The sequence below is a fragment of the Agrobacterium sp. 719_389 genome (genome assembly GCF_900188475.1).
GTDB classification, from domain to species: Bacteria; Pseudomonadota; Alphaproteobacteria; order Rhizobiales; family Rhizobiaceae; genus Agrobacterium; species Agrobacterium radiobacter.
Map to the genome: position 1 here is coordinate 120961 of NZ_FYEM01000008.1, position 13398 is coordinate 134358.

Consider the following 13398-nt stretch of genomic DNA (forward strand, 5'->3'; position numbering starts at 1 on the left):
GTCTCGGCAGGCGGTGGTTTGAACCAAGGTTGGTCCATATCAACTCCTGGAGCATCCCATGCGCTATTTCATTCTGGCGATACTCGTCATCTTTTCCACTGCTCAGGCCGCACGGGCGGAAAGCGGCATCGGCTTTAAACAGATAGAATTGCCGGATGAGGGGGGCGCGAGAACGCTTGCCGTTTCATTATGGTACCCGGCCGCGCCCTCGGGAAAAAGTGAGATTGTCGGCGAAAATGCCGCCTTTTATGGTCTTGAGGTTCAACCGGGCGCCTCTCTTCTTAACGGTTCCCGTCCGCTCGTGTTGCTGTCACACGGTTTTGGCGGCAGCTGGCGCAATCTGAACTGGATCGCCGGAGAGCTTGTTCGCGAAGGTTATGTCGTGGCCGCGCCGGATCACGGCGGCGAATCATTTACCGAAGAAAATGCGACCGAGATCGTTCCTTTGTGGGAACGGCCCCACGACATCAGCAGAACGCTGACGGCCTTGCTTGGCGATGAGCGATTCGCCGGCAGGATCGATGCGACGCGCATCGCCGTAATCGGCCATTCTTTGGGCGGCTGGACCGCGATGGAATTGGCTGGCGCACGATACAGCGCCGATCTTGCCCTGAAGGATTGCGGCGGGGAGAAACGCCCGCCGCAATGCAAGGCTCCCCGGCTGCTCGCAAAAGTCGGGGTTGTCGGTGACGGCAAGGCCGATCCGCGGCTTTCGATGGATTTGAGGGATACCCGCATCCGCGCCGCCATCGCGCTGGATCTCGGGCCGGCCGCCGGTTTTCTGCCGGAAACGCTGCAAGCCGTCAGCGTACCGGTTCTGGTTCTGGCGGCAGGTGTGGAGACGCCGGAGATCGCCGCCATCAAGGCCGATTCCGAATATATCGCGCAGCATCTGCCAAAGGCGACGACTGTTTATCGGGACATACCGGATGCCAGCCATTTCAGCTTCATGCAGATTTGTAAGCCGAACGGCGAAAAGATCGTGGAGGAACTTTCACCGGGAGAAGGTTTCGTCTGCCGGGATGGCGGCGGCAGGGACCGCGTGGCCATCCATGCGCAGATCGCGGAGGCAATCCTCGGCTTTCTGAAAGTGGAAATGCGTTAGGTTGGATTTTCGGGACGCCTCGCGACCGTAATGGCCGCAAGGCGTCCCTCTTTCAAACGGGATTTAGCTTATAGTGCCGATAAACGAGGTCTTCGGGATCGGAACGAGGTGCTGCCGGATCGAGCCTTCCGCCGATTCGTTCGGCGACGGCCGCTGATTTGCGGTTTTGCGGCGAGACGTAGCTGACAAGCGTGGGCAGGCTCAGGGTCCTGAAGGCCCAGTCGCGCAGCGCCGAGGCGGCTTCAGCGGCATAACCGCGCCCCTCATGGCCCTCGTAAAGCAGCCAGCCAAGTTCCTTTTCCGGAAACAGCGGACCGTGATTGATGCCGACCTGGCCGATACATTCCCCCGTTTTGCCAAGCTCGATCATTAGCGCGCCATGGCCGAAAAAGTACCAGTTGGCCAGATCGTGGCAGAACACGCCCCATGTTGAGGGCAGGTCGTATGGTCCGCCGACACCGATGGAGCGCGGCGACGTCATGAAGTTCCGATAGGCGGGGAAATGCGCCATGGTCAGCGGGCGCAGCGTCAGGCGATCCGTCTTGAGGGTTGGGATGGCGTGGTTCATATGCCGGCGTCCTTTGGCGATGCGTGGCCAGGTCTTTCTCTCCTCATTGCTGTGCTTGTCACAGGAATCCGGTCGACGCGTCTGCGCGGCGGAAAGTCCTTTCAACCCAAGGACTTGGGATGGCTGGATTCCTGTGACAGGCACAGCAATGAGGAGAGAAAATCGCAACAAAAAACCCGCCGTTTCCAGCGGGTCTTTTAAAAACTGTCCTGTTCCAGATTGGATCAGGCGGTTTCGAGGAATTCCGTGGCGCCGTCAGGCTCGCGCAGAACATAGCCGCGGCCCCAGACGGTTTCAATGTAGTTTGCGCCGCCGGCGGCGTTTGCGAGCTTCTTGCGCAGCTTGCAGATGAAGACGTCGATGATCTTCAGTTCCGGTTCGTCCATGCCGCCATAGAGGTGGTTCAGGAACATTTCCTTGGTCAGCGTCGTGCCCTTGCGCAGCGAAAGCAGCTCAAGCATCTGATATTCCTTGCCGGTCAGGTGAACGCGCTGGCCGCCCACTTCAACCGTCTTGGCATCGAGATTGACGATAAGCTCGCCGGTGGCGATGACCGACTGCGCATGGCCCTTGGAACGGCGGACGATGGCATGAATGCGGGCAACAAGCTCGTCCTTGTGGAACGGCTTCGTCATGTAATCGTCTGCGCCGAAGCCGAGGCCGCGAACCTTATCCTCGATGCCGGCCATGCCGGACAGGATGAGGATCGGCGTCTTGACCTTGGAGAGGCGAAGCGTTCTCAGAACCTCGTAACCCGACATGTCGGGCAGGTTGAGGTCGAGAAGAATAATGTCGTAATCGTAGAGCTTGCCGAGGTCCACGCCTTCCTCGCCGAGGTCGGTCGTGTAGACGTTAAAGCTTTCCGACTTGAGCATCAGTTCAATGCTCTGCGCTGTCGCGCTGTCGTCTTCAATAAGTAGAACCCGCATAATTATCCCCTTTGCCGCCCGCGAACCGGTAAATCATTGCCTCGCGCGATGCGGATCCAGACGTTGCCTGATTTGCAGGCTGCCACCAAATGGTTAACAAATTCTAATTGCCTTTGGCAAGGTGTATCGAATTTATTAAGCAAAGAAGGCATTTCGCTGTTTTTGCACGTGAATCCACCATCGCCAAAATTGAAGCTCAACGTGAGGATTTCCCGCTAAGTGATTCAATCGACTCTTACATCGTCTGGCCCGTTTTTTTGGACCTGGCATTTACCGACCCTTAAATGATCGTGTTTATCATTAACGATGCCCGTAAACGAAAGGTTAACGACGGCGGTTTTTTATTAACGTCGGGTAACTTTTGGGAATCATTCCGGGACAGGGGTCAACCCTTACGGAAAAACGGGCGGGTTAAACGGGCCGGTCAGGGGGGCATAGTGCCTTTTTTGATCCGGGTCTCGCTATCCATGGAGTATTGCGTATGAAGTCGCGTGACAGCCTGGTTCGCCTGAAGGAATTTCAGGTCAATGAAAAACGCCGGCAGCTTAACCAGCTACAGCAGATGATGTCCGAGTTTGAGCGGATGGCAAAGGAACTGGTGCATCAGATCTCTCTGGAAGAGAGCAAGTCGGGCATTACCGATCCGACACATTTCGCTTATCCGACCTTCGCCAAGGCCGCGCGCCAGCGGGCGGATAATCTTCAGGTCTCGATCCGGGAACTGAAGGCCCAGCAGGAGGCCGCCGAGGCTTCACTGGAAGAAGTGCAGGCCGAATATGAAAAGGCCGCCGCACTGGAAAATCGCGACGGAGCCATCCGCGCCCGCGCCTGACCATTGGCGCAAACCTGACGAATGATCGTCCTCATTGACGGCTGCCGGTGGATCAGGAGGCGGCTTTCAATGACGGGACGCCATGCATTTTTTTAAAAGGCCGCTCCTTAAGGGCGGCCTTTTGTCTTGCGGTGTCGCCGGTGTTTCCCGCCGGGACGGTCAGGCCCGATTTCGATTGTCCGGAAGTGGGGAAAGGCGTATTTTACGGGGGTTCCGACCGTGAGCCGGAGGCTTTTACGCGCACGCGCCCCGTGCAGGCGCGGGCGGCTATTGCAGGGAGGAAAAAATGGCCCGCCAATATATCGACTGCCGTGAATTCCCCAGTGACAGCAGATGCACCGTCGCCATTTCCGCCGATTCTCAGGAGGAGCTTATGGAAGCGGCCGTGCAGCATGCCGTGGCGGTGCATGGTGCAAAGGATACCCCCGAATTTCGCGAGGAAGTCCGCCACAGCATGCATGCAGGAACGCCTCCGCTGAAGGTGGCGTGAGGGGAGAGAGCATTATTTTTGTACGGTTGTGGGAGACCGGGTGTAAGCCGCTTGTTTCTTCTCCCCGCCGGGGAGAAGTCCGCGTCAGCGGGATGAGGGGCAAGCTCTCCGCATATCGCGGGCGTCGCCCCCTCATCCGCCCCTTCGGGCCACCTTCTCCCCGGTGGGGAGAAGAAATATGCCGTGACGATTGTGACTATGCTGTCGTGTTACCCCTGGATCACATCCGCCCATTCGGCATGGCGCAATGTCTGGGCCTTGAAGAAGGGGCAGAGCGGAATGATCTTCCAGCCGCCCTTGCGGGCTTCATCGATCGCATGGGCGGCAAGCGCCTGGCCCACGCCTTTACCGCGCAGCGCATCGGGCACGCCGGTATGGTCGATGATGATGAGGGAAGGGGAGGTGCGCGAATAGGTCATCTCCGTCTTGTGGCCGTCGATGGTCGCCGAATATTCGCCGCGCGATCCGGTTTCGGTGGTCTTGATGTCCATGGTCTCTGCCTCCGCATTGCTGTTCGTTTTCGCCACTCTAACGGCTTGCGCCTGAATTGAAACAGCATGATAGCGAACGCAGCGGACACAAACCGGCGACAATCACCGGCTCTGTCGGGCAGTTTTCAGGAGAAATCCGAAATCAAACCGAAAGCCCCGTCGATGATGCAGCGGGGCGTTCTGGAATTCGGTTTGGGGCGCGTTACCGCGCCGGCGCACTGTTTAGTGACGATATTGCTGAATGCGCGTGGTGCGCAGGCCGGCGAGGCCATGATCGGAGATCGAGGACTGCCAGGACAGGAATTCTTCAACGGTGAGCGTATAACGCTCGCAGGCTTCCTCGAGGCTCAGCAGTCCTCCGCGTACCGCGGCAACCACCTCCGCCTTTCTGCGAATGACCCAGCGACGGGTATTGGCAGGCGGAAGATCCGCAATCGTCAGAGGGCTGCCATCGGGGCCGATGACATATTTAACTCGTGGGCGTATCATTTCGGTCATTGGACACTCTATACAAACTCAAGACCATATGACGGGAACTCTATCCCGGTACCTTTAAAAATTGCCTAAGCAGCTCGTGACAATTTATTAAGAATTTGAACGGTTTCGCCTGATTTGTTCGAGTCGCCTTATTTTGCCGGGAAAAAATTTTTCCAAAAATCGCATTTTTTCTCTCTCATCGGTTGTTTCCGTCAGAGTGCCGCAAGTGAAAGGCACGTTTTCCCGCTGCCCTGGGTAAATTCCGCCGTTCCCTCATGCTGCAGCCGCAGGCGGTCGCCGGCATCGAGCGGAAGGATCGATGTTGCCGACTGCTGTGTGCCTGAAGTCGATGCGTTGCCGGTGATACCGAAGCTGGCCGCCGCGCCGTTGATGAAAAGCGTCACCCGGTGGCCGGAGGAGGAGACCACGGCGAGCGACAATGCCGCCAGATAAAGGCCCTTTGCCGGAACGATGAGTTCACGCCCGCCGGTTCCAAGGGTGTCACCGAGCGTAAATCCGCCCTCGGCGATAAAGAGCACGGAAAAACCCGCCGCCGAGCCATTGGCGGGTTTTGTCGTGCCCGAGGGCAGGCCGGCGACGGCGAGCGGCCGGTTGGGCATCGAGACCCGGCCATCGCCGCTGCACAAAAGCGCCGTGTGCCAGGAGGCGCCATCCTTGCTGGTCTTGATCGAAAACCCGTCATGGCCGGCAAGGCCCATTTCCGCCCGGCCGCTCCAGCCGGACTGGAACAGCAGCGAGGCGGTATCGGCCCTTGCCGCCTTGTTGATCGTCATGCGGTGGCTGCCGTCTTCTTCGGCATGGGTGAAGAGGCTGGCGGGGGAGGCAAGCGCAAGCCGGTTGGCGGCATTGGCCTCCGTGCCGATGCCCAGCCGTTCCAGCCGGCCGGTGGCGGGCAGCGGCATGTCGCGCCAGCTCCCGTCCTGCAGTAGACGGTATTTGCTCTCGGCCGCAAACCATGCCGTCCAGCCCGGCTGCGGCGTGATCGAGAGCCAGGCGCCGTCCTGCCGGAAGGCGAGCCTGCCGCCCTTGCCGGCCCAGTCGCCCGTGGCATCGGCGGAGAGGAGGAAACAATCCCCTTCCGCTGCGCTATCGGGCGGTGTGGTGATGATGGCCTTGATGACCAGTTGCACGATAGCATCCAGCCTTTGCAGGGCTTCGTTATGGGTGACGTGTTTCTGTGCCTGCGAGGGGAGGATATAGGGAAGCCGAAGTCTCGCCGTCTGTTCCGTCATGATGTGCCTTCCGCGCTGTGGTGTTTCGTTGCGGGGCATTGTGGGGTGGCGGCGTGGGGTGGGGATGAGTGGGGATGGGATTATTTTTTGGGGGGCCTTGATGGGTGTGGCTTCACCCCCCTCTGTCCTGCCGGACATCTCCCCCTCAAGGGGGGAGATCGGCAGGAAGCGCTACCGCCACTTCATTCGCAAACGTTGAGATGGGCGAAACCCGCCCGCGAGTCGATCTCCCCCCTTGAGGGGGAGATGCCCGGCAGGGCAGAGGGGGGTGAAGCCGCACACACCGAAGCTCACCAATGCCGGTCACAAGAGCCGCAGGAAACCCCGAGCGCCTGTTACCCCGCGTGCTCCACCGCCATCGCCCCTTCGGCAATGAAATCCGGATTGGCCAGCGCGTCCTCGCCATCGCCCCTCACCGCATAGACAAGGGGGGTGCCATCGCAATCGAGCGTCCTGCCGCCTGCGGCGCGCAGCACCGCGTCGCCGGCGGCCGTGTCCCACATCATGGTGCGGCTGAAGCGGGGATAGATATCGGCGGCGCCTTCCGCCAGCATGCAGAATTTCAGCGAGGAGCCGACGGAAATGCAGTCTTTCAGCCCGTGTTCGGCCACGAAGGCTTCCGTTTTCGCCGTGCAATGCGAGCGGCTGATCAACGCCACGGGCGAAGCGCCGCGCTGGCGCGCCCGGATGGGGTGGCGCGAAAGGATTGCGCCTTCGCCCGAGATGGCGAGCTTTTCGGCGGCGTTTTCTTCACCCGTCCACGCCTGTCCACGGCAGGGGGCGTAAACGACGCCGGCCACCGGAATGCCATTGCGGATGAGCGCGATATTGACGGTGAAATCGTCCTTGCCGGCAATGAATTCCTTGGTGCCGTCAAGCGGATCGACAAGAAAGAATTCCGCACCGGTTTCCGGCAGGATGCCGTTTGAGACGGCCTCTTCGGCGACCACGGGAATGTCAGGAAAATGGAGGGCCAGCGCCGCAAGGATGATCGTTTCGGCACGCTGGTCGGCCTCGGTCACGGGCGAACAGTCGTCCTTGTATGACACATGTGGGCCGGCGCGATGGACCGCCATGATGGCCTGCCCGGCGTCCAGCGCCGCTTTCGTCAATATGTCGATCATCTCTTTGCCAATTGTATCCCGTCTGCGGGATAACGCCGTTCCGATCTTCGCTACTCCTTTGCCCGCTGCCCGTCAAATAATGGCATCGGACAATGCTAAAATAAGTATCCAACCGTCATTTTTTCAGCACTTCCTGCCAAAATCATGGCTCTTTTGACCGGGAAAGCGGCAGTCCATGTGGAAATTCCAAATTTTGTGCAGCATCGCCCGTTTTTGACTTCACATTTTTAACGAACACGATATGCATTTTGAGGGTGGGGGTCTGCCTGAAAGGCTTCCCCTATAATTAACATAACGAGGCGTGACCCATTTGAGGTCGTGCCCGGGGGAAAGACATGGAGTATTTTATCCAGCAGCTCATCAACGGGCTGACTCTTGGATCGATCTACGGCCTCATCGCTATCGGCTATACGATGGTTTACGGCATCATCGGCATGATCAACTTCGCCCATGGCGATATTTTCATGCTTGGCGGCTTTGCCGCGCTGATCGTTTTCCTGATCGTGACATCTTTTGTCGCCGGCATTCCGGTGGCGCTTCTTCTGCTTCTGATGATGGTCGTCGCCATGCTGATGACCGGCCTGTGGAACTGGGTGATCGAGCGCGTCGCCTACCGCCCGCTCAGAGGTTCTTTCCGTCTTGCGCCGCTGATCACTGCCATCGGCATGTCGATCGCGCTGTCCAACTTCATCCAGGTCACCCAGGGTCCGCGCAACAAGCCGATCCCGTCGATGGTGACGGAAAGCCATCATTTCGGCGCCATTACCGTCTCGCTGAAGCAGCTGATCATCATGGTCGTCACCTCGGTGCTGCTCTTCGCCTTCTGGTATATCGTCAACAAGACCCCGCTCGGCCGGGCGCAGCGCGCCACCGAACAGGATCGCAAGATGGCCGCACTGCTCGGCGTTGATGTCGACAAGACCATCTCCATCACCTTCATCATGGGTGCGGCGCTGGCTGCGGTCGCGGGCACCATGTATCTGATGTATTATGGTGTCGCCTCTTTCAGCGACGGCTTCATTCCCGGCGTCAAGGCGTTTACCGCGGCCGTTCTCGGCGGCATCGGCTCGCTTCCGGGCGCCGTTCTCGGCGGCCTGCTGATCGGTCTCATCGAATCGCTGTGGTCGGCCTATTTCTCCATCGCCTATAAGGATGTCGCGGCATTCGGCATTCTGGCTTTCGTGCTGATCTTCAAGCCGACCGGTATTCTCGGTCGTCCGGAAGTCGAGAAGGTGTGATCCCATGACCAATATCGCTTCCGAAAACGCCGCTTCCAGCCCGAGCCTGATGGCGACGGCTGTGAAGGAGGGCCTGATTGCGGGCCTCATCTCGTTCGGCATGTTCATTCTTTATGTCGGCATCGTCACCTATCAGGATATCAACAACCAGCTTATCTGGGGCACCCGCTGGGGGCTTCTGGCGATCTTCGTCGGCATCGCCGCCGTCGGCCGCTTTCTCGTGGTCGGCTTCATCAAGCCGTCTCTGGACCGCCGGCGGCTTGCCAAGGCGAAAAGTGGCATACTGGAAATCTCCGAGGAAAAAGGATTTTTCCACAAGCACTTCCTGAAGCTGGCGCTCGTCCTGCTGCTGCTTTATCCTGTTATCGCCGTGCAATTGTTCGGCTTTCAGGGCTCGCTGAAATTCGTCGACAATTTCGGCATCCAGATCCTGATCTATGTGATGCTGGCCTGGGGTCTCAACATCGTTGTCGGCCTCGCCGGCCTGCTCGATCTCGGTTACGTGGCCTTTTATGCGGTCGGCGCTTATTCCTATGCGCTGCTGTCAAGCCATTTCGGCCTGTCCTTCTGGGTGCTGTTGCCCGTCGCCGGCATTCTCGCGGGCTTCTGGGGCATCATTCTCGGTTTCCCGGTTCTGCGCCTTCGCGGCGACTATCTGGCGATCGTGACGCTGGCCTTCGGTGAAATCATCCGTCTCGTGCTTTTGAACTGGACGGCCGTCACCAAGGGCACCTTCGGCATTTCCGGCATCGCCAAGGCTTCGGTCTTCGGCATCTGGTCCTTCGATGTCGGCGCGCCGAACAATTTCGCCAAGGCCTTCGGCCTGTCGATGTCGTCGGCTTATTACAAGATCTTCCTGTTCTACGTCATCCTGCTTCTGTGCATGCTGACGGCTTACGTCACGATCAAGCTGCGCCGCATGCCGATTGGCCGCGCCTGGGAAGCGCTACGTGAGGACGAGATCGCCTGCCGTTCGCTCGGCATCGATACCGTCATCACCAAGCTCACCGCCTTTGCCACGGGCGCGATGTTCGGCGGTTTCGCCGGTTCCTTCTTCGCCGCCCGTCAGGGTTTCGTGTCGCCGGAAAGCTTCGTGTTCCTGGAATCCGCCGTCATCCTCGCCATCGTCGTTCTTGGCGGCATGGGCTCGCTGACCGGTATCGCCATTGCGGCGCTCGTCATGGTCGGCGGCACCGAGCTTCTGCGTGAAATGGAGTTCCTGAAGCATGTCTTCGGGCCGGATTTCACGCCGGAACTCTACCGCATGCTGCTCTTCGGTCTCGCCATGGTCATCGTCATGCTGTTCAAGCCGCGCGGTTTCGTCGGCTCGCGTGAACCCACGGCCTTCCTTAAAGAACGCAAGGCCGTCTCCGGCAGCTTTACCAAGGAAGGTCACGGTTGATGGCTTCCGGAATGACGAACATGACACCAAACACCACTGGCGACACGATCCTCAAGGTCGAACATCTCTCGATGCGCTTCGGCGGCCTGATGGCCATCAACGACTTCTCCTTCGAGGCGAAGCGCGGTGAGATCACGGCGCTGATCGGCCCCAACGGTGCGGGCAAGACCACGGTCTTCAACTGCATCACCGGCTTCTACAAGCCGACAATGGGCATGATCACCATGCGCCAGCAGAGTGGCGAGGCGCATCTTCTTGAGCGCCTGCCGGATTTCGAGATCACCAAGAAGGCGAAGGTGGCGCGCACCTTCCAGAACATCCGCCTGTTTTCGGGTCTGACGGTTCTGGAAAACCTGCTGGTGGCGCAGCACAATGCGCTGATGAAGGCCTCGGGTTACACCATTCTCGGCCTGCTCGGCCTGCCCGCTTACCGACGGGCGGTGGATGATTCGATCGAAAAGGCCAAATACTGGCTGGACAAGGCCGATTTGACCGATCGCGCCGACGATCCGGCCGGCGATCTGCCCTATGGCGCGCAGCGCCGTCTGGAAATCGCCCGCGCCATGTGCACGGGGCCGGAACTTCTGTGCCTCGATGAGCCGGCCGCCGGCCTCAACCCGAAGGAATCGCTGGCGCTCAACGCGCTGCTGCGCGGCATCCGTGACGAAGGCACGTCGCTGCTTCTGATCGAGCACGACATGTCGGTGGTCATGCAGATTTCCGACCATGTCGTGGTTCTGGAATATGGCCAGAAGATTTCCGACGGCACGCCGGACCATGTGAAGAACGACCCGAAGGTCATCGCCGCCTATCTGGGTGTCGAGGATGATGAAGTGGAAGACGTGATTGCGGAAGAACTCGACGGAGGAGCGGCCTGATGCCCGGTGAATCGCTTCTCAAAGTCCAGGGTGTCGAAACCTATTATGGCAATATCCGGGCTCTGGCCGGTGTCGATGTCGAGGTCAACAAGGGTGAGATAGTCAGCCTGATCGGTGCCAACGGCGCCGGCAAGTCCACGCTGATGATGACCATCTGCGGCAGCCCGCAGGCGCGCGCCGGTCAGGTGATCTTCGACGGCGAGGACATTACCCATCTGCCGACGCATCTGATTGCGCGTAAACGCATCGCCCAGTCGCCGGAAGGCCGCCGGATCTTCCCGCGCATGACGGTGCTGGAAAACCTGCAGATGGGCGCCAATCTCGATAACCTGAAATATTTCAAGGAAGACGTCGAGAAGATCTTCGTGATGTTCCCGCGTCTGAAAGAGCGTCAGAGCCAGCGTGGCGGCACGCTTTCCGGCGGTGAGCAGCAGATGCTGTCCATCGGCCGTGCGCTGATGGCGCGGCCGAAGCTGCTGCTTCTCGACGAGCCGTCGCTTGGCTTGGCGCCGCTGATCGTCAAGGGCATTTTCGAGGCGATCAAGAAACTCAACCAGGAAGAGGGGCTGACCGTCTTCCTCGTGGAGCAGAACGCCTTTGCCGCGCTGAAGCTTTCCGACCGCGCTTATGTGATGGTCAACGGCAAGGTGACGATGAGCGGTTCGGGCAGGGAACTGCTCGCCGATCCGCAGGTACGCGCCGCCTATCTCGAAGGCGGACGGCACTGAAAGATTTTACTTGCGCCGGAAATCTTGCGGCGCAAGACTGCAAACGACGGCCTGCCTTCCTTTCGGCCAAACCTTAAGGATCCATGGCGGGGCGTAAACAATAAAATGCCCGGCGGGAAACGACGGGACGACAGACAAGGCAGGGCCAGGGCGTTTCAGCCCGGCGCTGATGGGGAAAGAGATGCAGGGCCTTTTTTTCGAAACCGATAACGGCGTGCGTTATGTTCTGCGCGCGCTGGTTGTTCTCTTGGGCTTCTGGACGGCATGGCGCACGGGCAAATCCGTGGCCGATGGCTGGGGCGGTTATACGCGGGTGGTGATCTATACGCTCGCACTGGGGCTCGTCATGCGGTTTCTGCATCACGCGCTCTTCAACGGGCCGTTCATCAACGGCTTCTATTACGTGTTTGACGTCGTTCTTCTTCTGGTCTTTTCCAGCATCGGTTTCCGCATGCGCCGGACGAGCCAGATGGTCAATAACTACTATTGGCTCTACGACCGGACGTCGGCATTTTCCTATAAGAAGAAAGATTGACAGGCGGATTTTTCCGGCTGCACAATGCTCGTCAGAGTGGAACGGTTTCCTGTTCAGTGAAGGTGGGTACTGAACAGGTCCTTGCAATCAACCCATCCAAAGGAACTGGGAGTAAAGTAATGAAGAAGTCTCTTCTTTCCGCTGTTGCGCTGACCGCCATGGTCGCGTTTGGCGGTTCGGCCTGGGCCGATGTCGTGATCGCTGTCGGCGCACCGCTGACCGGCCCGAACGCTGCTTTCGGTGCTCAGATCCAGAAGGGTGCCGAACAGGCTGCGAAAGACATCAATGCCGCCGGCGGCATCAATGGCGAGCAGATCAAGATCGTGCTGGGCGACGACGTATCCGACCCCAAACAGGGTATTTCGGTTGCCAACAAATTCGTTGCTGACGGCGTGAAATTCGTTGTCGGCCACTTCAACTCCGGCGTTTCCATTCCGGCGTCCGAAGTTTACGCCGAAAACGGCATTCTCGAAATCACGCCTGCCGCAACCAACCCGGTTTTCACCGAGCGCGGCCTGTGGAACACTTTCCGCACCTGCGGCCGTGACGACCAGCAGGGCGGCATTGCCGGCAAGTACCTGGCCGACCATTTCAAGGACGCCAAGGTCGCCATCATTCACGACAAGACACCTTATGGTCAGGGCCTTGCCGATGAAACCAAGAAGGCTGCCAATGCCGCCGGCGTGACTGAGGTCATGTATGAAGGCGTCAACGTCGGCGACAAGGACTTCTCCGCGCTGATCTCCAAGATGAAGGAAGCCGGCGTTTCCATCATCTACTGGGGCGGCCTGCACACCGAAGCCGGTCTCATCATCCGCCAGGCGGCTGACCAGGGCCTGAAGGCGAAGCTCGTTTCAGGCGACGGTATCGTCTCGAACGAACTTGCCTCCATCGCCGGCGACGCCGTCGAAGGCACGCTCAACACCTTCGGCCCCGATCCGACGCTGCGCCCGGAAAACAAGGAACTGGTAGAGAAGTTCAAGGCCGCCGGCTTCAACCCGGAAGCCTACACGCTCTACTCCTATGCCGCGATGCAGGCGATCGCCGGTGCTGCCAAGGCTGCCGGTTCCGTCGAGCCGGAAAAGGTTGCCGAAGCTCTGAAGAAGGGCACCTTCCCGACCGCGCTTGGCGACATCTCCTTCGACGAGAAGGGCGACCCGAAGCTTCCCGGCTACGTCATGTACGAGTGGAAGAAGGGTCCGGACGGCAAGTTCACCTACATCCAGCAGGGCACCTAAGCTCTTCTGTGACTTTCTATCGAAGCCCGGCAGCAATGCCGGGCTTTTTCTTTTGTGATCCCTGCCTGCCATACTGGAGACAACAAGGCGGGAAACAAAGCCTCTCGGGA

Annotated in this window: 15 protein-coding genes; 9 read left to right on the forward strand and 6 right to left on the reverse strand. The window is 59.2% G+C overall.

Translation table 11 applies throughout. The features are described 5' to 3' along the window. Positions 1-58: 58 nt before the first annotated feature. The gene (locus tag CFB10_RS15815; RefSeq protein WP_020011621.1) at positions 59-1105 is read left to right on the forward strand and encodes an alpha/beta fold hydrolase; all 1047 of its coding nucleotides are present in this window, start codon (positions 59-61) and stop codon (positions 1103-1105) included. A gap of 52 nt (positions 1106-1157) precedes the next feature. Here the strand turns inward: CFB10_RS15815 and CFB10_RS15820 are convergent, their stop codons facing one another. Next, the gene (locus CFB10_RS15820) at positions 1158-1673 is read right to left on the reverse strand and encodes a GNAT family N-acetyltransferase (protein WP_026363917.1); all 516 of its coding nucleotides are present in this window, start codon (positions 1671-1673) and stop codon (positions 1158-1160) included. A gap of 224 nt (positions 1674-1897) precedes the next feature. Next, positions 1898-2602 (reverse strand): response regulator transcription factor CtrA, encoded by a 705-nt coding sequence (ctrA, locus tag CFB10_RS15830; RefSeq protein ID WP_003522926.1) that lies wholly within the window; start codon positions 2600-2602, stop codon positions 1898-1900. Positions 2603-3083: 481 nt separating this feature from the next. Between ctrA and CFB10_RS15835 the strand changes: the two genes are divergently transcribed. Together CFB10_RS15835 and CFB10_RS15840 are read left to right on the forward strand one after the other, a co-directional pair. After that, positions 3084-3434: a flagellar export protein FliJ gene (locus CFB10_RS15835; protein WP_003491821.1), complete on the forward strand. Its 351-nt coding sequence runs from the start codon at positions 3084-3086 to the stop codon at positions 3432-3434. 286 nt (positions 3435-3720) lie between these two features. Continuing rightward, positions 3721-3924 (forward strand): DUF1059 domain-containing protein, encoded by a 204-nt coding sequence (locus CFB10_RS15840; RefSeq protein WP_020011618.1) that lies wholly within the window; start codon positions 3721-3723, stop codon positions 3922-3924. A gap of 209 nt (positions 3925-4133) precedes the next feature. Here CFB10_RS15840 and CFB10_RS15845 read toward each other — a convergent pair whose 3' ends face one another. The 4 genes from CFB10_RS15845 to cysQ form a co-directional block, all read right to left on the reverse strand. Beyond that, positions 4134-4415, reverse strand: a complete 282-nt coding sequence (locus CFB10_RS15845) for a GNAT family N-acetyltransferase (RefSeq protein ID WP_026363916.1) — start codon at positions 4413-4415, stop codon at positions 4134-4136. A gap of 222 nt (positions 4416-4637) precedes the next feature. After that, positions 4638-4913 carry a DUF1153 domain-containing protein gene (locus CFB10_RS15850; RefSeq protein WP_004430042.1) on the reverse strand — a complete coding sequence of 92 codons (276 nt, stop codon included), beginning with the start codon at positions 4911-4913 and terminating at the stop codon, positions 4638-4640. A 191-nt stretch (positions 4914-5104) separates the two neighbouring features. Beyond that, positions 5105-6145 carry a DUF2793 domain-containing protein gene (locus CFB10_RS15855; RefSeq protein ID WP_020011616.1) on the reverse strand — a complete coding sequence of 347 codons (1041 nt, stop codon included), beginning with the start codon at positions 6143-6145 and terminating at the stop codon, positions 5105-5107. 335 nt (positions 6146-6480) lie between these two features. After that, a complete protein-coding gene (gene cysQ / locus CFB10_RS15865) occupies positions 6481-7269 on the reverse strand; it encodes a 3'(2'),5'-bisphosphate nucleotidase CysQ (RefSeq protein WP_020011615.1) in 789 nt (262 codons plus the stop codon). Between the two features lie 335 nt (positions 7270-7604). Between cysQ and CFB10_RS15870 the strand changes: the two genes are divergently transcribed. The 6 genes from CFB10_RS15870 (at position 7605) to CFB10_RS15895 (ending at position 13288) form a co-directional block, all read left to right on the forward strand. Next, positions 7605-8507: a branched-chain amino acid ABC transporter permease gene (locus tag CFB10_RS15870; protein ID WP_020011614.1), complete on the forward strand. Its 903-nt coding sequence runs from the start codon at positions 7605-7607 to the stop codon at positions 8505-8507. Between the two features lie 4 nt (positions 8508-8511). Then, positions 8512-9909 carry a high-affinity branched-chain amino acid ABC transporter permease LivM gene (gene livM / locus CFB10_RS15875; protein WP_020011613.1) on the forward strand — a complete coding sequence of 466 codons (1398 nt, stop codon included), beginning with the start codon at positions 8512-8514 and terminating at the stop codon, positions 9907-9909. Further along, entirely contained in the window at positions 9909-10787 is an 879-nt protein-coding gene (locus CFB10_RS15880) for an ABC transporter ATP-binding protein (RefSeq protein ID WP_020011612.1), read from the forward strand. The genes livM and CFB10_RS15880 overlap by 1 nt, the downstream gene beginning before the upstream one ends. Beyond that, the gene (locus tag CFB10_RS15885; RefSeq protein WP_020011611.1) at positions 10787-11515 is read left to right on the forward strand and encodes an ABC transporter ATP-binding protein; all 729 of its coding nucleotides are present in this window, start codon (positions 10787-10789) and stop codon (positions 11513-11515) included. Before CFB10_RS15880 ends, CFB10_RS15885 begins: the two co-directional genes overlap by 1 nt. A 181-nt stretch (positions 11516-11696) precedes the next feature. Continuing rightward, entirely contained in the window at positions 11697-12050 is a 354-nt protein-coding gene (locus tag CFB10_RS15890; protein WP_020011610.1) for a DUF6867 family protein, read from the forward strand. Between the two features lie 119 nt (positions 12051-12169). Further along, positions 12170-13288: a branched-chain amino acid ABC transporter substrate-binding protein gene (locus tag CFB10_RS15895; RefSeq protein ID WP_020011609.1), complete on the forward strand. Its 1119-nt coding sequence runs from the start codon at positions 12170-12172 to the stop codon at positions 13286-13288. The last annotated feature ends 110 nt before the right edge of the window (positions 13289-13398 follow it).